This is a genomic window from Faecalibacterium sp. Marseille-Q4137, assembly GCF_017377535.1.
In the GTDB taxonomy this organism is placed as follows: Bacteria; Bacillota; Clostridia; order Oscillospirales; family Ruminococcaceae; genus Faecalibacterium; species Faecalibacterium duncaniae.
Window position 1 is genome coordinate 110155 of the sequence record NZ_JAFREK010000004.1, and the last position, 17388, is coordinate 127542.

The 17388-nt window shown below is 60.1% G+C and carries 19 protein-coding genes and 1 tRNA gene; 13 read left to right on the forward strand and 7 right to left on the reverse strand.

What is annotated here, in order from left to right; all coding sequences use genetic code 11:
- The 7 genes from J3353_RS03185 to J3353_RS03215 are packed head-to-tail and all read left to right on the forward strand — an operon-like array spanning nucleotide 1 to nucleotide 3760.
- Complete coding sequence (locus J3353_RS03185; RefSeq protein ID WP_207684148.1) at nucleotides 1-1632, forward strand: hypothetical protein; 1632 nt, start codon at nucleotides 1-3, stop codon at nucleotides 1630-1632.
- An 11-nt stretch (nucleotides 1633-1643) separates the two neighbouring features.
- The gene (locus J3353_RS03190) at nucleotides 1644-2096 is read left to right on the forward strand and encodes a hypothetical protein (RefSeq protein WP_207684149.1); all 453 of its coding nucleotides are present in this window, start codon (nucleotides 1644-1646) and stop codon (nucleotides 2094-2096) included.
- A 4-nt stretch (nucleotides 2097-2100) separates the two neighbouring features.
- A complete protein-coding gene (locus tag J3353_RS03195) occupies nucleotides 2101-2286 on the forward strand; it encodes a DUF433 domain-containing protein (protein ID WP_097772488.1) in 186 nt (61 codons plus the stop codon).
- Nucleotides 2267-2917 (forward strand): GH25 family lysozyme, encoded by a 651-nt coding sequence (locus J3353_RS03200; RefSeq protein WP_097772489.1) that lies wholly within the window; start codon nucleotides 2267-2269, stop codon nucleotides 2915-2917. Before J3353_RS03195 ends, J3353_RS03200 begins: the two co-directional genes overlap by 20 nt.
- A gap of 5 nt (nucleotides 2918-2922) precedes the next feature.
- Complete coding sequence (locus J3353_RS03205) at nucleotides 2923-3183, forward strand: hypothetical protein (protein WP_207684150.1); 261 nt, start codon at nucleotides 2923-2925, stop codon at nucleotides 3181-3183.
- 5 nt (nucleotides 3184-3188) lie between these two features.
- Nucleotides 3189-3473 carry a hypothetical protein gene (locus tag J3353_RS03210; RefSeq protein ID WP_097770017.1) on the forward strand — a complete coding sequence of 95 codons (285 nt, stop codon included), beginning with the start codon at nucleotides 3189-3191 and terminating at the stop codon, nucleotides 3471-3473.
- Nucleotides 3474-3490: 17 nt separating this feature from the next.
- A complete protein-coding gene (locus J3353_RS03215) occupies nucleotides 3491-3760 on the forward strand; it encodes a phage holin (protein ID WP_207684151.1) in 270 nt (89 codons plus the stop codon).
- A 244-nt stretch (nucleotides 3761-4004) separates the two neighbouring features.
- Here J3353_RS03215 and J3353_RS03220 read toward each other — a convergent pair.
- Nucleotides 4005-4080 (reverse strand) — tRNA-Gly (locus tag J3353_RS03220).
- 142 nt (nucleotides 4081-4222) lie between these two features.
- Between J3353_RS03220 and J3353_RS03225 the strand changes: the two genes are divergently transcribed.
- From J3353_RS03225 to J3353_RS03240, 4 genes are read left to right on the forward strand one after another with little or no spacing between them, the layout of a single operon-like run.
- On the forward strand, nucleotides 4223-4597 hold the full coding sequence (locus J3353_RS03225) for a hypothetical protein (RefSeq protein WP_097770564.1): 375 nt from the start codon (nucleotides 4223-4225) through the stop codon (nucleotides 4595-4597).
- Between the two features lie 8 nt (nucleotides 4598-4605).
- Entirely contained in the window at nucleotides 4606-5532 is a 927-nt protein-coding gene (locus J3353_RS03230) for a DnaD domain-containing protein (protein WP_207684152.1), read from the forward strand.
- A 9-nt stretch (nucleotides 5533-5541) separates the two neighbouring features.
- Entirely contained in the window at nucleotides 5542-6513 is a 972-nt protein-coding gene (locus J3353_RS03235; protein WP_156076089.1) for an ATP-binding protein, read from the forward strand.
- Between the two features lie 17 nt (nucleotides 6514-6530).
- A complete protein-coding gene (locus tag J3353_RS03240) occupies nucleotides 6531-7889 on the forward strand; it encodes a carboxylesterase/lipase family protein (RefSeq protein WP_207684153.1) in 1359 nt (452 codons plus the stop codon).
- A gap of 87 nt (nucleotides 7890-7976) precedes the next feature.
- Here J3353_RS03240 and J3353_RS03245 read toward each other — a convergent pair whose 3' ends face one another.
- A complete protein-coding gene (locus tag J3353_RS03245; protein WP_207684154.1) occupies nucleotides 7977-9296 on the reverse strand; it encodes an MATE family efflux transporter in 1320 nt (439 codons plus the stop codon).
- Between the two features lie 35 nt (nucleotides 9297-9331).
- Complete coding sequence (locus J3353_RS03250) at nucleotides 9332-10267, reverse strand: helix-turn-helix domain-containing protein (protein WP_207684155.1); 936 nt, start codon at nucleotides 10265-10267, stop codon at nucleotides 9332-9334.
- 262 nt (nucleotides 10268-10529) lie between these two features.
- On the opposite strand from J3353_RS03250, the gene J3353_RS03255 reads away from it, so the two are divergent.
- A complete protein-coding gene (locus J3353_RS03255; RefSeq protein ID WP_154277306.1) occupies nucleotides 10530-10781 on the forward strand; it encodes a hypothetical protein in 252 nt (83 codons plus the stop codon).
- Nucleotides 10782-10874: 93 nt separating this feature from the next.
- Here J3353_RS03255 and J3353_RS03260 read toward each other — a convergent pair whose 3' ends face one another.
- Entirely contained in the window at nucleotides 10875-11252 is a 378-nt protein-coding gene (locus J3353_RS03260) for a PH domain-containing protein (protein WP_035393789.1), read from the reverse strand.
- 160 nt (nucleotides 11253-11412) lie between these two features.
- Between J3353_RS03260 and J3353_RS03265 the strand changes: the two genes are divergently transcribed.
- Nucleotides 11413-12402 (forward strand): nucleoid-associated protein, encoded by a 990-nt coding sequence (locus J3353_RS03265; RefSeq protein ID WP_005932044.1) that lies wholly within the window; start codon nucleotides 11413-11415, stop codon nucleotides 12400-12402.
- 121 nt (nucleotides 12403-12523) lie between these two features.
- Here J3353_RS03265 and J3353_RS03270 read toward each other — a convergent pair whose 3' ends face one another.
- The 3 genes from J3353_RS03270 to J3353_RS03280 form a co-directional block, all read right to left on the reverse strand.
- On the reverse strand, nucleotides 12524-13378 hold the full coding sequence (locus tag J3353_RS03270) for a GGDEF domain-containing protein (protein WP_242700833.1): 855 nt from the start codon (nucleotides 13376-13378) through the stop codon (nucleotides 12524-12526).
- Nucleotides 13379-13563: 185 nt separating this feature from the next.
- On the reverse strand, nucleotides 13564-15453 hold the full coding sequence (locus tag J3353_RS03275; protein WP_207684156.1) for an ABC transporter ATP-binding protein: 1890 nt from the start codon (nucleotides 15451-15453) through the stop codon (nucleotides 13564-13566).
- A complete protein-coding gene (locus tag J3353_RS03280; RefSeq protein ID WP_098925048.1) occupies nucleotides 15450-17234 on the reverse strand; it encodes an ABC transporter ATP-binding protein in 1785 nt (594 codons plus the stop codon). Before J3353_RS03280 ends, J3353_RS03275 begins: the two co-directional genes overlap by 4 nt.
- Nucleotides 17235-17388 lie beyond the last annotated feature (154 nt).

Consider the following 17388-nt stretch of genomic DNA (forward strand, 5'->3'; position numbering starts at 1 on the left):
TTGAGCAAAATCGTTTTATATCCCGCCAACGACTGCGACTTCGATGCCGCAGACGTGGCGGCCTACCTTGCGGGCCTCACCTCGGGTGTGTTTAGCGGAGCTGAGGACTTCCCGGTGACAGCCGCAGGCGGGCTGACGGTCACCGTGGGGGCGGGCCGTGGCTGGGTGCACCCCAGCCGCTTCACTGGCTACTCCATCACCAAGCGGGAGGCCGACACCCTGACCATGCCGCTGGCCGACCCGTCTCTCCCCCGCATCGACCGCATCGTCATGCGCTATGATGCCGGTGCCAGAGCCGCCAGCCTGCATGTGTTGCAGGGCACGGCATCCAGCACTCCCACGGCCCCGGCCATCTCTCGCACCGAGCTGATCTACGACCTCTGTCTTGCCGAGATCACCCGCCCGGCAGGCTCCACCGCCGTCACCACCGGCCAGATCACCGACACCCGGCTGGACGAGAAGCTCTGCGGCATCGTGCGGGACGGTGTGACCGGCATCCCCACCGACGAGCTGCTGGCCGCTGCCCGGGAGCGCATCGCCACGCTGGAGGAGAACGCCAGCAACAGTGCTGCCGCCGCCAAGGACAGCGCGGAGGCAGCCAAGAGCAGCGAGACCAAGTCCGCCGCCAGCGAGAAGAACGCCAAGGACAGCGAGACCAACGCCCAGCGGGCCCTGCAGGACACGGAGACGAAACACACCGCCGCCTTGAAGGACATCGCACAGGCCCGCACCGCGGCCCTGAACGACGTGGCAGCTTCCACCAAAACGGCCACCGCTGCGGCAAACATTGCCACCCAGCAGGCCACCGCCGCTGCGGGGAGCGCTTCCACCGCCGCCACTAAGGCCGGGGAGGCATCTACCAGCGCGGGAGCGGCATCCACCAGCCGTCAGGCAGCGGAAAAGGCCCAGAAAGCCGCAGAGGATGCCGCAGCGCTGGCTGGAACGCGGGCAGGTACCGATAAGACCCTGCGCGTAGAGGATGCACCGGCGGATGCGGCGGCGGTAAGAAAGCTGATCGAAGAATCCCTTGCCGCCCAGCGGGAAGAGGACTACAAGAGAGTCAGGTACTGGGCCAGCAACGACCCCACCAGCCCGGCAAGCTTTATCGGCGGCACATGGGAGCGCGTCGAAGGTGAGTTTATCATGGGCGCTTCCAGTGCCTACCCTGTGGGTACCACCGGCGGCAGCGCCACCCACACCCAGACTACTGCCGAAATGCCGAGCCACAACCATAGCGGGTCTACTGGCAGTGCAGGCGGCCACAGCCACAGTGCATCCACCGGCTCCGCAGGAAGCCACAGCCATAGCGGTACGACCGATTGGGCGGGTTCGCATAGCCATAATGTGAATGCTGAGTATAAGAGTGGCGGCGATGATGGCGAATCGTACCGTATTAGGAACTATGGAGCTTCCTGGGCTAATTATAAATTTACAACCAGTTCTGATGGTTCCCACACCCACAGCTTCAGCACGAACAGCGCAGGCGGGCACAGCCACTCTGTGAGCATCGGAGACGCTGGCGCTCACACTCATACCGTGAGCATCGGCAGCACCGGCAGCGGGCAGGCAATGAGCGTCCTGAACCCTTACTATGCCCTGTACATCTGGGTGCGGGTGGATGATGCCGCATGAAAGGAGTAACTATGAAAACAATTGATGAGTCCGGCACAATGCTTACAACAGAGCCGGATCTGGAAGCGGGCTATCTGGTGGAAGATGTGGAAGTCGTTCACCATGATGCCGTAGAGGGCACAGCTCCGCAGTGGCACAGAGAGACCGCAAAGCTGCCGGACGGCTCTCTCGCCATCTACTACCGGGATGGTAAAGAGATTGGCCGGGACATGGTAAAGATCATCGATGTGCCCGGTGTTGACCCTCAGCCCGCCTGGGATGAGGAAGTGCCGGTGATGCGGTACATCCGCTACACCGCCGAAGAGCTGGCTGCACAGGCTGAAGCCAAGAAAAAGGCAGAAGAAGCCGCTGCCGCCGAAGCGAAGAAAAAGGCAGAGCTGGAAACCGTGCCGGGCCGCATGGACGCTCTGGAAGCGGCAAACGACGACCTTGTGCTTATGATGGCCGATTTGATTGGAGGTTAAAACTATGAAAACGCTGAACAACCTGAAACTCCGCATCATGGTGCGGGCATTCCGCATCCGGCTGAACAACGGCGAAGCCTTTGAGGCAATCGCAGCGGATTACCCTGCCCTGACCGCTGACGACCTGGAAGCTATCCATGTCCAGCTGACCGAGAAGGAGGCGCAGAGCAATGCCCAGAACCATACTTGACGTTTCCCGCTGGCAGGGCCGCATTGACTGGGACAAGGTCAAGGCAAGCGGCCTTGTCTCCGGCGTGATGATCCGGGCCATGGGCAACAGCAAAGAGGGCAAGCCCAGCAAACCCTACATCGACCCCTTCTTTGCCCGCAACTACGCCGAGTGCACCCGACTGGGCATCCCGGTGGGCGTGTACGGCTACTTCAAGGCAACCACCAAGGCACAGGCCGACAAGGAGCTGGCCCTGTTCAAGAAGGCACTGGGCGGCAGAACGTTCCAGCTGCCGGTGGCCGTGGACATCGAGGACAAGCTGCAGGAGGCCCTGAGCAAGGCCACCCTGACTGACATCGTGGCCCACTGCCTGAGCGTGGTGGAGAGCTGGGGCGTGTACGCCATGCTCTACACCGGCCTGAACTTCGGGCAGACCAACCTTTACATGGGCGGCGCGGCCCTCAAGCCCTACGACGTATGGCTGGCAGCCTATCGCACCAAGAAGCCCGCCCCCGGCTGGCCCTTTGGGATGTGGCAGTACACCAGCAGCGGCAAGATCCCCGGCATCGCCAAGGGCGCAGACCTGAGCGTGGCCTACAAGGACTACGCTGCCATCATCCAGCGGGCCGGGCTGGGGCAGGTCAGGGGGTGAGACCGATGGCAAGTTATCTGATTTCAGATGCACCATACGCACCCTGGCTCTCGGAGGTTCTAGCTACACTGGAAGAGCACAAGATCGACCGCATCACCGTAGCAGCGCCTCTGGCAGACGGTGAGGTGTTCACGGGGTACTACAACATGAATACCCAAGACAAGGCCCTGCTGGCATCCAATATCCAAGCAGATGCCGTTCTGGATGCGGTGTGTCACAACGGACAGCGCATCCAGCAGGCGTGGGAAGATGACGAGGAGGGGTGAGACCGATGTGGCAGTTTATCACGGAGTATTGGGCCGGGTGGCTCTGTGCTCTGATCGGCGGCGCGATCCTTGCCGCCATCCCCAAGATCAAGGCCCTGTGGGACGCGGTGCTGGCCCTGCTGCACGACCGCATCTATACCGAGTGCTACCGTTTTATGGAGCTGGGGTACATCACCCGCGACGGCCTGCGCAACCTGAATTACCTCTACAAGACCTATCATGTGATGGGCGGCAACGGCACCGGCACGGAATTGTACAAGAGAGCCTGCGCTTTACCCATCCACGACTGAAGAAAGGAACTGACATTATGAACGCACACATCACTGAGAACAACACCCCCGCCATCCCCGCCGCGACCATCGCCCGCACTGTTGTGCTGGCACTGGCCCTCGTCAATCAGCTGCTGAGTGCAGCAGGCAAGCCGGTGCTGCCCATCGACAGCGCCAGCGTGGAGCAATGGGTGACCGCTGGCCTGACCACCGCTGCCGCCATCTGGGCATGGTGGGAGAACAACAGCTTTACTCCCGAGGCCATCCGCGCCGATGAGCTGCTGGATCAGATGCAGGGGAAGAAGTGAGCTACACCGCAGCGCTGCGGCTGTCCCCTCCCCGCCTCCTGATAGCGCGTACCATGGAGGGGACTTTGCGACACCTCCCGGCAGCCGGACGGCGCAACCGCCGGGCGATTTGATAAAGCACAGCCCCGGACAGTAAGATCGCTGTCCGGGGCTGTGCTCTGTTTACGAAAAGTCAAGTGGGTTACAAAGTGGGTGATCAAAAGAAAAAGAACGCCAATTCTCAACGAACTGGCGTTCTTTTTTATGGAGCAGGATACGGGACTCGAACCCGCCGCCTACTGCTTGGGAAGCAGTCGCTCTACCGGATGAGCTAACCCTGCAGGACTGCTCCATTAGTGTAGCAAAGTGCAGCGGTTTTGTCAACAGTTTTTTCTGTCGGAACGCGGCAGGCGGAAAAAACTTGCTTTTTGCGCCAGTTGCTTTATAATGAAAGATAGATTATCGCAATGGAAGGAATTCTACATGATCTTTGTGCCCATGCTGCACTATCTGCAGAACAAAAACTCATTCAGCGGCAACGAGGATGGGATGCGCTACCTCATCACCCCGGGCAAGCGCTCCGTCCCCGACCCGGACGGCGGCGAGGAGGCCAAAAAAGAAGAGGCCATCCTCACGGTGGATCTCTGGCCCGAGCCGTGGACGCTGGACAAGACCGACCCGGCCCTGCGGCGGCGGGAGATCTTCCCGATGACCGAGGAGGGCCGCACCGCAGTCGCCCAATATCTGAACGATGCCTACAACGCCGAACCGGAACGCTGGAGTGCCCACCCGTCCATCCTGGACTGCGAGCCCTGGACACCGCCCGCACCGGAACCGGATGCCGAAACACAACACTGAGGTGCACCATGATCTATCGACTGAAAGAATTCAAGGGTGACACCATCCCGGTGCCGCAGCTGGTCTTTTCCAAGCTGGGCATTGCGGAGGAATATAACGTCCGGGTGGCTCTGTATGTGCTGGCCACCGGCATCACTGACCCGGAGAAGCTCTGCGCCGACTTAAAGCTCCGCAGCAAGATGACCGCCGAGAGTGCCCTGTCCTTCTGGGCCGGTGCAGGTCTGCTGGAACGGTACGAGGAGAACGCCGCCCCGGGCGAAGAGCCCACAGCCCCTGCCCCCATGACCTGGAGCGAGATCGCAACGGCCAGCCGCACCGACCCCATGATCTCCTCCCTCATCGACTGCGCCCAGACCAGCTTTGCCCGTCCGCTGACCCACCCCGAAATGGAAAAACTGGTGAATTTCTATGTACAGGAGGCCTTTGTACCCGAGACCGTCATGCTCTGCGTGGCCTATGTGGCCAGCCGGGGCAAGCGGACGATGGGTGCCGTCAGCCACGAATTGAAAGTCTGGCGGGCCGAGGGTGTGGAGACCGGCGAACAGGCCGACGCACACCTCCAGCTGCTGGCCCTGCGCGCCCAGCGGGAGCAGTACGTCAGCGGCCTGCTGGGCATTGCCGACACCGAGCTGACCCTTGGCGGGCGCAAGGCCATTGCCCGCTGGTACGAGGTCTACGGCTACGATGATGCCATGGTGCAGGAGGCCGCCGTACAGGCCGGACCCAAGCGGGATCTCTGGTACTGGAACAGCATCCTCAAGACCTGGAACGCCAAGGGCCTGCGCACCGTCCACGATGTGCGGGGCCCGGTGGCCGGGATGGGTGCCAGCCGGAACCTCCGGGTGGACCGCGCCGAACCCAGCGGAAACGATTTTCTCAAGAACGCTGCCCGCCGCCGTCCGCTCCGCAAAAAGACGGACACACCTGCAGAATAAGGAGCTTTTATGCGTACCAAACAGGAACTGTATCAAGCCGCCCTGCGCACGGTGGCTCTGCGGCGGCAGACCGCCCGCGCCAATGCCGAGGATGCCCGGCTGGAGGCGGAGGCCGCCATCCCGGCCCTGCGCCACGCTGAGGACGAGGTGCGGGTGCGGGGCATCCGCTGCGCGCTGGCAGGCGCTGCCGGAAAAGACCGCACCGAAGCCGCCGCCGCACTGAGCAAAGCCCGGCAGGAGCTCACCGCCCTGCTGTCCGCCAGCGGCCGCCCTGCGGATGCGCTGGAGCCAAAATTCACCTGCAAGCTGTGCCAGGATACCGGCAGCGTGCAGGGCCGCACCTGCACCTGTGTTCACAAGCTGATGCAGGGTCTGCGCCGGGAGGAGATCGAGGCGCTGTCCAGCCTGTCCATTTCCAGCTTTGACACCATGGAGCTGCGGTACTACCCCAACACCATGGACGAGAAGCTGGGCGAGCCTGTCCGCACCTACATGGGCGGCCTGCTGGAGGATCTGCGCAGCTACGCTGAGGAATTCGACCACAACAGCGAGAGCCTGATGCTTTTCGGCAACGCGGGGCTGGGCAAGACCCACGCCGCCCTTGCCATTGCGGGCATCGTGCTGCAAAAGGATTTTGACGTGATCTACGTTTCCAGCCCGGACTTCTTCGGCAAGCTGGAAAACGCCCGCTTCGACTCCTCCGAGGATGCCGAGACCCTGCTGCGCACCGCCTCTGCTGCCGACCTGCTGATCCTGGACGATCTGGGCACCGAGTTCGTCACCCCCTACTTCATCACCACTTTTTACAGCCTGCTGAACAACCGCCTGGGAGCCGGTCTGCCCACCATCGTCACCACCAACATTGCGGATGGTTCCCTGCTGGAAAAGCGATACACCGAAAAGATCTCCAGCCGTCTTTCCTCCTTTGTCCCCTGCCTGTTTGCGGGCGAGGACATCCGGGGTCTGAAAGCGGCAGAGTAAGATAAGGAGGTTTCCCCATGAGCTTTGAGCGCACCACGCCCTGCGGCATGATCTCCGGCACGGCCTGCCAGTGGCCGGGCATTGCCGCTTACAAGGGCATCCGCTACGCCACCGCCGGGCGGTGGGAGTTCCCCGTCCCCATCACCCACTGGGACGGTGTCTACGATGCCACCCGGTACGGTGCCTGCTGCTACCAGCCCCGCGCCTTCTATGACGAAGCCGCCGCACCCGGAAAAGCCTTCTACTACAACGAGTTCCGCAAGGGCGAGACTTACACCTACAGCGAGGACTGCCTGTTCCTGAACATCTGGACCCCTGCTGACGCAGCTCCCGGGGACAGACTGCCGGTCATCTTCTACATTCACGGCGGCGGCTTTACCGGCGGCTGCGGCCACGAGAAACACTTCGACGGCCCCGTCTGGCCCACCAAAGGCTGCGTGGCTGTGACCATCAACTACCGGCTCGGCCCCATGGGCTTTGTCTGCCTGCCCGAGCTGGCCGATGAGGCCGGATCCACCGGCAACTATGCCCTTCTGGATCAGCTGGCGGCCCTGCAGTGGGTGCACGCCAACATCGCTGCCTTTGGCGGCGATCCCAACAACATCACCATCATGGGCCAGAGCGCCGGTGCCATGAGCGTCCAGCAGCTCGTCCTCTCCCCCATCACCAGGGGGCTGTTCTCCAAGGCCGTGATGAGCAGCGGCGGCGGCGTGAGCCAGATGCTGACGGCCAAGCCCGCTGAGGCCCACTACCCGTTCTGGAAGCAAGTCATGGAGACCGCCGGGTGCAGCACGCTGGCCGAGTTCCGTGCCCTCGCCCCCGCCAGACTGTTTGCAGCCTGGGATGCCGTCCGCACCCAGCCCCAATTCAAGGGTATGGGCTGTGAGCCCGTGGTGGATGGCCGTTTCCAGGTCAAGACCGGCCCTGAGACGCTGGCTGCCGACGAACAGCACCATATTCCTTACCTCATTGGCTTCACCAGCGAGGATATCGTTCCGCCCTATCTCTACCAGATGGCTCAGGACTGGTGCGCCCGGAACGCCGACAGCTATGGCTGGTTCTTCGACCGCCAGCTCCCCGGTGATGACCGTGGTGCCTGGCATTCCAGCGACCTGTGGTACTGGTTCGGCACGCTGGCTCACTGCTGGCGGCCCTTCACTGAGAAGGACACCGCCCTCAGCGCTCAGATGGTAGATTACCTGACCAACTTTGCCAAGACCGGCGACCCCAACGGCGCAGACCTGCCCCAGTGGCAGACTGTTACCGCCCAGCAGACCAATCTCCTCCGTTTTGGTGAGGAACCCACCCACATGGGCAGCGTAGATGTCCAGAAGCTCCTCTGGACGATGCAGAACGTCCCCGCCGTGGGGGAATAAGCTCCATCCGGATCATCTCAAGCTCCAATAGAAAAACATATCCCCCGCTGCAGACGTGCCAGAACACGTTTTGCAGCGGGGGATATTTTATGTTCTCTTCTTCAAATAATACCCAATGCCGATGGCATCTGCCAGTGCCCAGCCGATGGGCACACTGAGCCAGATTCCGGTAACGCCCAGCGGCGTGGCAGAAAGCAGATAGGCCAGCGCCACACGGGTGCCAAGGGAGGCAATGGTCAGGATGACCGACATCCCTGGCTGGTTGACCGCCCGGTAATAGCCGTAGAGCAGAAAGAGCACGCCAATGCCGATGTAGCACGCGCCCTCGATGCGGAGGTACTGCACGCCCGCCGCGATGATCTCGGTCTGAGCCGGGTCGATGAAGATTCCCATAAGCGGGGCGGCAAAGGCGCAGACCAGCACGCTGATGACGATGCAGAACACCGCGCTTGTCAGCCCGGCACTGCGGATCCCTTTTTTGATGCGGTCCGGCCGGTTGGCTCCGTAGTTCTGGGCCACATAGGTCGAGAAGGCGTTGCCAAAATCCTGCACCGGCATATAGGCAAAGGAATCGATCTTCACTGCCGCCGCAAAGGCCGCCATGATAACCGTGCCGAAGCTGTTGACCAGCCCCTGCACCATTAGGATGCCAAAATTCATAATGGACTGCTGAACACTGGTCATCACCGAAAGATTCAGGATATTGGCAAGGTTCTTCCGGTCCCACCTGCAGTCTGTCCGTTTCGGGCAGAGCTGCGGGAACTTTTTCAGGGTGTACAAGCCGATGCCCACCCCGGACACATACTGGGAAAAGACAGTTGCCACGGCGGCACCCTTCACACCCCAGTCAAGCACAAGGACACAGACCAGATCCAAGATCACGTTCAGGATGGCTGATACAGCCAGAAACGCCAGCGGCACCACGGAATTGCCGATGGCCCGCAGGAGGTTTGCGAAATAGTTATACAAAAAGGTGGCCGCAATGCCCAGAAAGATGATGAGCAGGTAGTCCTTCATCAGCGGGCAAAGCTCTGCGGGCACCCGCAGCACCCACAGGATGCCGTTCAGCCCCAGATAGACCAGCAGGTTGAGCACCAGGGCGATGCCCGCAATGAGCAGGAAAGACTGGAACACGCTCTGCCGCATCTTCTCGGTCTCGCCGCTGCCATACTGCATGGACACAGCCGCGCCGCTGCCCATGCACAGGCCCAGCAGGATCGAGGTCAGGAAGGTCATCAGGGTATAGGAGGACCCCACCGCCGCCAGCGCATCCGCGCCGAGGAAGCGGCCCACCACCCAGGTGTCGGCAATGTTGTACATCTGCTGCAGCAGGTTGCCGAACATCAGCGGCAGGGCAAACAGCAGGATATTCTTTGTAATGGGGCCTTGGGTCAGACTGTACTGCATGGGGATCATTTTCTCCTGTTTCTATCTCAGACATTTCAGCAGAATTTTGCGCGGTATTCCTTGGGTGTGCAGTGCTTGATCTCCCGAAAGGTTTTGATGAAGTAGCTGCCATCTGCAAAGCCGCACTCCATCCCGATCTCGCCCGTCTTGAGCCGGGTGGAACGGAGCAGCTCGGCGGCCTTTTCCACCCGGAACTGCTTGACATACTGGATGGGCGTGATGCCCAGCATCTGCCGGAAGCTGCGCAGGCAGGCGCTCTCGCTCAGGGCCACGCTGGCCGCGATGCGTTCCACGGTCAGCTCCTCAGCGTAGTGCTCCTCCACAAAGCGGAGCATCTGCTTCATCCGCTCGGCGGCGATCTGCTCCTGCTGGGAGACCTTGGTCTTGCCGCCCACGCACTGGGTGCTCAGCAGCCGCAGCGCCGCAGAGAGATAATACCGCACCCGGTTCTCGTAATCAAAGGGCTCCACGGCAACCGCCTGCCAGGCTTCCCGCAGGCAGGCAAGCACCTGCGCCTGCCAGGGCACAGCCCCATCCAGCAGAAAAAACGCCGGGGCATCCGGCTGGAGCATGGGTCGGATGAGCTTCTGCCAGAAGATGGTGTCCATTCCACCCACCAGCCGGGGGTGGAACACGCCCGAGTGAAGCAGGGCCTCCCCTTTTTCCGCATGCTCCACCGCGTGGAGGATGCCGGAGTTCAGGAACACGCCCTGATTCGTCTGCAGGGTCACCCGGGTCTTGTTCACGTCCACCGTCAGGGGGCCTTTCATGGCCAGAATGTACTCAAACTCCTCGTGCCAGTGCCAGGCCACCGAATAGCTTTTCAGGTTCTCCGCGTAGCAGGCAATGGGGAACAGGGCGCTGCCATGCTGGACCATTTCCCGCCCCTCGGCATCGGCCACAACATCCTGCTGGAAGGTCAGCCCGGTAACGATATTGGCACCAGTGACACAGCTTGTCTGAAACGCCATATTGAACAATTCCTTTCCGCAATACTTTGAATATTTTTTGTCAATGCCGATTTTGTTGTACAAATCGGGTGTTTTTGTTCTATCTATCGTGCCGGTTTCGTGGTATTATTTCATCAGAACCAGCAAGCACAGTATAACACCGCAGGGGGCGGAAAACAACCCCCGGCGCGGCTTGATCCGGTTCCCGAGAAGCGTCCCCCACGGGCAGCCTGGCCCGGGGGACTCTTCCAGAATAAAACATTTCTTTGTGGGAGGTATTTTTATGCTTCGCATCCAGTATCTTGATAAAGACCGTTTCATGCAGCAGGTAGCCGCCAGCCGCGGCAGTGTGCTCCTGCACCTGGCCAATGGCGAGACCTGCGACCTGAAAAAGGACAACGCCGCCACCGAGCTGTTCCAGATGATGGACGCTCCCTCCAAGGGCTTTGACATCTCTGTCACCGACCCTGCTGATGTCACCGGCTTCCTGCACTACATGCTCGAGGCCGGCCGCAGAGAGCGCGCCGCCTGCTGACCCTTCGACATTCTCCTTTTTTCGCATATTACAGCAATGTAAAACGCCCGCTCCGGGGTCAGAAGCCGGAACGGGCGTTTTACGTTTGTTCTGTTACAGGATGCACCGGCTGATGGCCCGTGCCACCGCCAGCAGCTCATCCTGCCCGATGAAGCCGAACTTTGCCTCGTGCTCATCCGCAAAGCAGACCGTCAGCTCTGAGGTCTGCAGCGGGTCGCCAAAGCCTGCCGTCTTGATGCCGTAATGCAGGATCTTGCGGTAGGGCAGCACAAAGATCTCCTGCCGGGTACCGGTCATCCCCTGCATATCCACCATAAAAATGCGGTGGGTGGTGAACACAGCCTGATCGCGCACGGTCTTGTAAGCCCCCACGATCTGCTCACCGTCCAGCAGCAGCTCCTGCACATTTTTGCAGATCTCCTTTTCCTTGATGCGGATGAGGTTCTGCATCGGCTTGTCCCGAAATTCCATAACACACTCCCCTTTCGGCTTGTCCGGATGTTTGGTCAGCCCCATTGTAGCATCTCAGGCGGCGGTTGACAAGCCTTTGCGCTCCCTCTCGCCTTTTTGTTCCGGATGTGCTATACTGGGCAGGAACATCACAATCACCCGGGAAATGAGGTTTTGACCCATGGAGATCATCATCCATCAGGCAATTTTGCATGTGCTGGACACCACGCTGGACGCGCCGGTGCTCAGCGGCGGTGGCATGGAGCTGACTGCCGAAAAGACCGCCTACTTACAGAATCATATCGAAAAGCTGCTGGCCAGCGATGAGATCCGCCAGTGCCGCCCCCTGCCGGATTCGGCTTTCCGGAACGAGCTGGAGCACAATCAGGATTTCATTGATCTGTCCTGCCGCATTGCGGGGGTGCTGTTCGATTACATGCACGCCCACACCACCATCCCCGGGGCGGACCTGGCCGTGGTGGATTTCACCCGGGACGGCGCGCCCTGGCTGGGCATCCTCAAGCTGAACTATAAAAACGGCTACACCCACTACACCGAGACCGTGGAGGGTGCCCCGGTCAACTCCATCATCCAGCAGCGGGCCTGCCTGCCCACCCAGAGCGGCAAGGTGGAGGAGGGTGCGCTCGTCAACCTGACGGACTATTCCATGCGCCTGCTGGAAAAGAAATACGACATCGACGGCCACAAGGAGTTCTACCTCTCCTCTGTTGTGTTCCAGTATACCCAGGCCGAGCCCGAGAAAAAGAAGCTGCAGGCCATTCAGGAGGCCGCCGCACAGGCTGTGAAGGATGCCTATGAGGACGAGCCCCATGCCGATGCACAGGTGGCCATGCTCATTGCCAACCAGGCTGCTGACAACGACAATCAGGTATCGGTGGAGCAGGTGCGCCAGCAGCTGGCCGAGGAATACCCACTGGCCGCTGTGCCCTTTGATGACTATGTGGAAAAGAGCGAGGTGCTGGAAGAGGCCGCTGCTCCTGTCACCGTGACCCCCGCCCGCATCCGCCGGATGGAGAGCCGGAGCATCCGCACCGCCAACGGCATCGAGGTCAAGATTCCCACCGAGCTGCTGAACTCCGATTCCGAGCTGGAGTTCCTCCACGATCCGGACGGCAGCGTTTCCCTGCTCATCAAAAATGTGATCCTGTAAGCCGCCGCAGATGGCGTTTTTCCTCTCTGCGCGCTGTTGCTCACCGCCCTGATGTAACAGATCACCAAAAAAGCCTCAGCCCTTGGGAGATCGGGCTGAGGCTGTTATTGCATCCGGATTTTCAGCGGTTTTTGCGCTTGTTCCGGTACATATCCCGGTCGGCAGCATGGTAGACTGCGGTATAATCAAAGGGGCCTTCTGTCACGGTGTGGTATCCAAAGGCAACATCCAGCTTGAGGCGGTCGTCGCTCTGGCGGGCCAGCTCCCCGTGCAGCCTCTCGATCAGCTGTTCGGCCTCTTCTGCAGAGAAGTGGCTGCAGGCAATGAGGAATTCATCGCCGCCCATCCGCAGGGCCACGCTCTCCGGCGGCAGGTTTTCCCGGATCACCCGGCCCACCCGCTTGAGCAGCAGGTCGCCGTACTCGTGGCCGTAGGCATCATTCACACGCTTCAGGTAGTTACAGTCGCCCATAATGATCGTGATGGGCATGATGGCTCCCTTCAGCTGCTCGGCACCCTTTACCTTCAGGTAGTTGCGGTTATACAGACCGGTCAGTTCATCGTGGATGGCCCAGTTCTGGGCCTGTTTTTCCAGCCGCACCCGTTCGGTGATGTCACTAATAAGCCCCACGATGCCGATGATCTTTCCCTCCAGCACAACGGGGTTCTTTTTGATCTGATAGTATGCTATCCCATCCTCCCGGGGCACCTCGGTGATATAGCCGGTTCCCTTGCCGGTGGCAAGCACCTTCTGGTCCTGCTCATAATAAAAGCGGGCCTGTTCCTCGTTGCCCCAGATCTCCAGATCTGTCTTGCCCAGCACATCCTTTTCCTGCCCTTCTCCGTAGGGGAAGAAAGTCCTAACGTCCGAAATAAAAAGATAACGGCATTCCGTATCCTTGAAAAAGAGGTTCGCCGGTGTACTGCGCAAAAAGGTCATCACTTCTTCATAGCCGAGCGCATCGCTCCACTGCATCCTGTGGCCCCTCCTTTCCATTTCTCTTTTTTATTATTTTACCACATTCTATTATACGAGCGATGCACCTGTTTTGCAAGTGTTAATTGCGTTCCCTCAACGATCCGGAAGCGGACGACTCCACCCCCGGTGCAGACGGAAAAGGCCGCTGACCCATCTCAGGTCAGCGGCCTTTCTGTCTGTGCTTATTCGGCTGCGTTCAGCTGCGCCTTGTGGTATTGCAGGGTGTACAGCTGGTAGTAGCGGCCATGCCGGGCCAGCAGCTGCTGGTGGGTGCCCTGCTCCAGAATTTTACCGTGGGACAGCACGATGATGTTGTCCGCATGCTGGATGGTGGACAGCCGGTGGGCCACAATGAGCATGGTGCCCACGGTACGCATCTTTTCCAGCGAATCCTGAATCAGCAGCTCCGTCTCGGTGTCGATGTTGGCGGTAGCCTCGTCCAGGATCATCACGCTGGGCTTGTGGATGATGGTGCGGGCAAAGCTGAGCAGCTGCCGCTGGCCGGCGGAGAAGTTGTTGCCGCGCTCACGCACCTCTTCGTCCAGCCCGTGGTCCAACTTGTTGATGAACTTATCGGCGTTGACGTAGCGGCAGACCTCCATGATCTCGCTGTCGGGGATGCCCTCTTCCCGCAGAACGATGTTGGAGCGGATGGTGCCCGAGAACAGGAACACGTCCTGCAGCATCTGGCCGAAGTGCCTGCGCAGGGAGGAGATCTTGATCTTGCGGATGTCGATGCCGTCGATCAGGATCTGGCCCTTCTGGAACTCGTAGTTCCGGCAGATCAGGGAGAGGATGGTGCTCTTGCCGGAGCCGGTGGAGCCCACAAAGGCCACCGTCTGGCGGGCATCCACATGGAAGGAAACGCCCTGCAGCACCCACTCGCCGGGAACGTAGCTGAACCACACGTCCCGGAACTCGATCTCGCCCTTCACCTCGTTCAGCTCAATGGCATCGGGGGCATCCTGCATCCTGGGCTGGATGTCCATGATGGAGAACACCTTTTCTGCCGATGCCAGCGCCGACTGCAGCCAGTTGAACTGTTCGGCCAGGTTCTGGATGGGGGTGAAGAACTTGGAGATGTACATATAAAAGGTGACGATGGTGCCGCTGGAAATGGTCTGCCCCAGGAAGCTGATATTGTTCAGGTGACCCATGCCGCCCAGATAGAACAGGCACAAGATCGAGCTGACATAGAGCATATACACCAGCGGACGGAACACGCTGAACACGAAGATCTGCTCCTGATTGGCCCGGGCCAGCTTCTGGCTCTTCTGGCGGAAGTCCTCCATCTTCTCGTCCTCCCGGCCAAAGATCTGGGTGACCTTGATGCCGGACAGGTTTTCGGACAGATAGGTATTGATATCGGTTGTCGCGTTCTTGAGCTTGCGGTTGGCGCGGCGGGAGAACTTGCGGAAGATGACCGTGAAGATCACGATGAAGGGCACAAAGCAGAGCACCATCAACGTCAGCTCGTAGTTCAGGCAGAGCATGGCCACCAGAATGCCCAGAATGACAAAGCTGTTCTTGGTCAGCTGGACCAAGAGGTTTGTGAACATCATGGAGATGGCGTTGGTATCGTTGGTCACACGGGTGACCAGCTTGCCCACCGGGATCTCGTTGAGCTGCTCGTGTGCCAAAGATTCAATGTGGCTGAACAGATCCTCGCGCAGATCGGAAATGATGCGCTGGCCCACCCGCTGCAAAATCACGGCCTGCAGGTAGGTGCTGCCCATAGAGAACACCAGCACGCCTGCATACACTGACACGCCCAGGAAGAGGGCGCGGAGTTCAAACTCCCCGGTCACCAGCTCCTCGATGCGGCCCACGATGAGGGGTGAAATGATATCGTAGGCAATGGAGAAGAGCATCAGCACGCCCACAATGAGGAATTTGCTCAGGTAGGGCCGGGCATAGCGGGCAAGGCGGCGCATGATCTCGCCGTCCTCCATGTTGCGCTCAAAGCCCATGGCGGTCTTTTTGTCCTTGACGGCGGCATAGGCTGCCACCAGCAGGGCGGTGATCACGCCGATGACAGCGCCCACCAGAACCAACGGATTCAGATGCATCATGCGTTTTCGCCTCCCTTCGTCTCATCCTCCAGCCGCTGCAGATCGACCATCCGGCGGTACTCCGGGCAGGAAGCATACAGCTGATCGTGGGGGCCGACGGCTTCCACCCGGCCCTCGTTGAGGAATACGATCTTATCCAGCCGCTCCACCGTGGAAATGCGGTGGGCAATGAGCAGGGTGGTCTTGCCTGCCCGGCTGTTCTTGAGGTTGTCCAGAATGATCTTCTCGGTGCTGGTATCCACCGCCGAGACGGAGTCGTCCAGGATCAGGATGGGTGCGTCCTTGAGCAGGGCGCGGGCGATGGAGATGCGCTGCTTCTGGCCGCCGGACACCGTCACACCGCGCTCGCCCAGAACGGTCTCGTAGCCGTCCTTGAAGTCCACGATATTATCCCGCACATCGGCCATGCTTGCCGCCCGCTCGATGTCCTCGGGGGTGGCATCGTCCACACCAAAGGCAATGTTGTGGGCGATGGTGTCCGAGAACAGGAAATTATCCTGCGGAACGTAGGCACAGGCATTGCGCACCGAGTGGATGGAAAGGCTGTTCACATCCCTGCCGTCCACGAACAGTGTTCCGTCCGGCACATTATAGGTGCGCAGCAGCAGGTCCACCAGCGCGGTCTTGCCCGCACCGGTCTTGCCCACGATGCCCACGCTCTCGCCGGGCGCAATGGTAAAGGAGATATCCCGCAGCACATCGTACTCGCCGTCCGGGTAGCGGAAGTTCAGGTGGCGGAACTCGATGCCGCCTTTGGGGTCGGTCAGGTCAGCCACGCCGGGGCGGTCGGCCACATCGATGGGGGCATCCAGCAGCTCGGTGATACGGTTCAGGGAGGCCTTGCCGCGGCTGGTCTTTTCGATCAGCATGGACACAGCCATGATGGGCCAGACGATGGCCTCAAAGTAGCCGATGTACTCCACCAGCTGGCCGGCGTTGAATCGGCCCTGATAGACCAGATAACCGCCGTAACCCAGAATGATGCAGACCACGGACTCCACGAACAGGGTCACCAGCACCTCCAGCAGGGTGGCGATCTTCGTGTAGGTCACGTTGATCTCCTCGTTTTCCTTGTTCAGCTTCCGGAAAGCCTGCAGTTCCTTGTACTCCTTGACAAAGGCCTTGATGACCGCAATGCCGGAAAAGTTCTCCTGCGCGAAATCGGAAAGGCCGGAGAAGGCCTCCTGCCGCTCCTCCCAGCGCCGGGTCATCACCTTGCTCATCTGGGTGCCGATGGCAAACATGATCAGGGCCGGGATCAGGGCCAGCAGGGTCAGCCGCACGTCCATGGTCCACATCTTATAAAGGGCCAGCAGACCCAGGGTCAGCGCGTCGAAGAACATCAGCACGCCGTCACCAAAGCACTCCTGAATGGTGTCCAGGTCGTTGGTGTACAGGCTCATCAGGTTGCCGACCTTGTTCACCTGATAGTACTGCTGGGACAGCCTGCGGCTGTGGTCGAACATCCGCTCCCGCAGGTCTGCCGCGACCCGCACCGCCGAGCCGAAGAAACAGATGCGCCACAAAAAGCGCCCGATGACCATCAGCACCACGATCCAGATCATGGGCAGGCAGATGTGCTGCAGCAGCACCTCTTTGGTAAAGAGCAGCGTCTCACCGTTCACCACCACCTGGCCAAGGTTCACACCGTTGATGACCAGCCGGTAGAGCTGCGGGATCAAAAGCTGGATGTAATCCACCGTCAGCAGGGCGGCAAGGCCCAGCAGCAGTACGGGAGCATGCTTGAGGTAATACCGGTTGATGTACTTGCCGAATATCACTGCGTTTTTCCCTCCTTTTCCAATTCCAAAAAAGCTTTCAATGTACAAAAAAGCCGCTGCATCACACGACGAATCATGTTTTGCAGTGGCTTGTTTGTCTGGAGCGGCCGACGAGGCTCGAACTCGCTACCTCCACCTTGGCAAGGTGGCGCTC

Excerpts from the sequence above, each read along its gene's own strand:
- J3353_RS03265 (WP_005932044.1), top strand. The coding sequence starts at position 11,413 with ATGGAGATCATCATCCATCAGGCAATTTTGCATGTGCTGGACACCACG.
- J3353_RS03215 (WP_207684151.1), top strand. The coding sequence starts at position 3,491 with ATGAACGCACACATCACTGAGAACAACACCCCCGCCATCCCCGCCGCG.
- J3353_RS03250 (WP_207684155.1), bottom strand. The coding sequence starts at position 10,267 with ATGGCGTTTCAGACAAGCTGTGTCACTGGTGCCAATATCGTTACCGGG.
- J3353_RS03225 (WP_097770564.1), top strand. The coding sequence starts at position 4,223 with ATGATCTTTGTGCCCATGCTGCACTATCTGCAGAACAAAAACTCATTC.
- J3353_RS03200 (WP_097772489.1), top strand. The coding sequence starts at position 2,267 with ATGCCCAGAACCATACTTGACGTTTCCCGCTGGCAGGGCCGCATTGAC.
- J3353_RS03240 (WP_207684153.1), top strand. The coding sequence starts at position 6,531 with ATGAGCTTTGAGCGCACCACGCCCTGCGGCATGATCTCCGGCACGGCC.
- J3353_RS03210 (WP_097770017.1), top strand. The coding sequence starts at position 3,189 with ATGTGGCAGTTTATCACGGAGTATTGGGCCGGGTGGCTCTGTGCTCTG.
- J3353_RS03235 (WP_156076089.1), top strand. The coding sequence starts at position 5,542 with ATGCGTACCAAACAGGAACTGTATCAAGCCGCCCTGCGCACGGTGGCT.
- J3353_RS03275 (WP_207684156.1), bottom strand. The coding sequence starts at position 15,453 with ATGATGCATCTGAATCCGTTGGTTCTGGTGGGCGCTGTCATCGGCGTG.
- J3353_RS03190 (WP_207684149.1), top strand. The coding sequence starts at position 1,644 with ATGAAAACAATTGATGAGTCCGGCACAATGCTTACAACAGAGCCGGAT.
- J3353_RS03195 (WP_097772488.1), top strand. The coding sequence starts at position 2,101 with ATGAAAACGCTGAACAACCTGAAACTCCGCATCATGGTGCGGGCATTC.
- J3353_RS03270 (WP_242700833.1), bottom strand. The coding sequence starts at position 13,378 with ATGCAGTGGAGCGATGCGCTCGGCTATGAAGAAGTGATGACCTTTTTG.
- J3353_RS03255 (WP_154277306.1), top strand. The coding sequence starts at position 10,530 with ATGCTTCGCATCCAGTATCTTGATAAAGACCGTTTCATGCAGCAGGTA.
- J3353_RS03205 (WP_207684150.1), top strand. The coding sequence starts at position 2,923 with ATGGCAAGTTATCTGATTTCAGATGCACCATACGCACCCTGGCTCTCG.
- J3353_RS03230 (WP_207684152.1), top strand. The coding sequence starts at position 4,606 with ATGATCTATCGACTGAAAGAATTCAAGGGTGACACCATCCCGGTGCCG.
- J3353_RS03245 (WP_207684154.1), bottom strand. The coding sequence starts at position 9,296 with ATGCAGTACAGTCTGACCCAAGGCCCCATTACAAAGAATATCCTGCTG.
- J3353_RS03260 (WP_035393789.1), bottom strand. The coding sequence starts at position 11,252 with ATGGAATTTCGGGACAAGCCGATGCAGAACCTCATCCGCATCAAGGAA.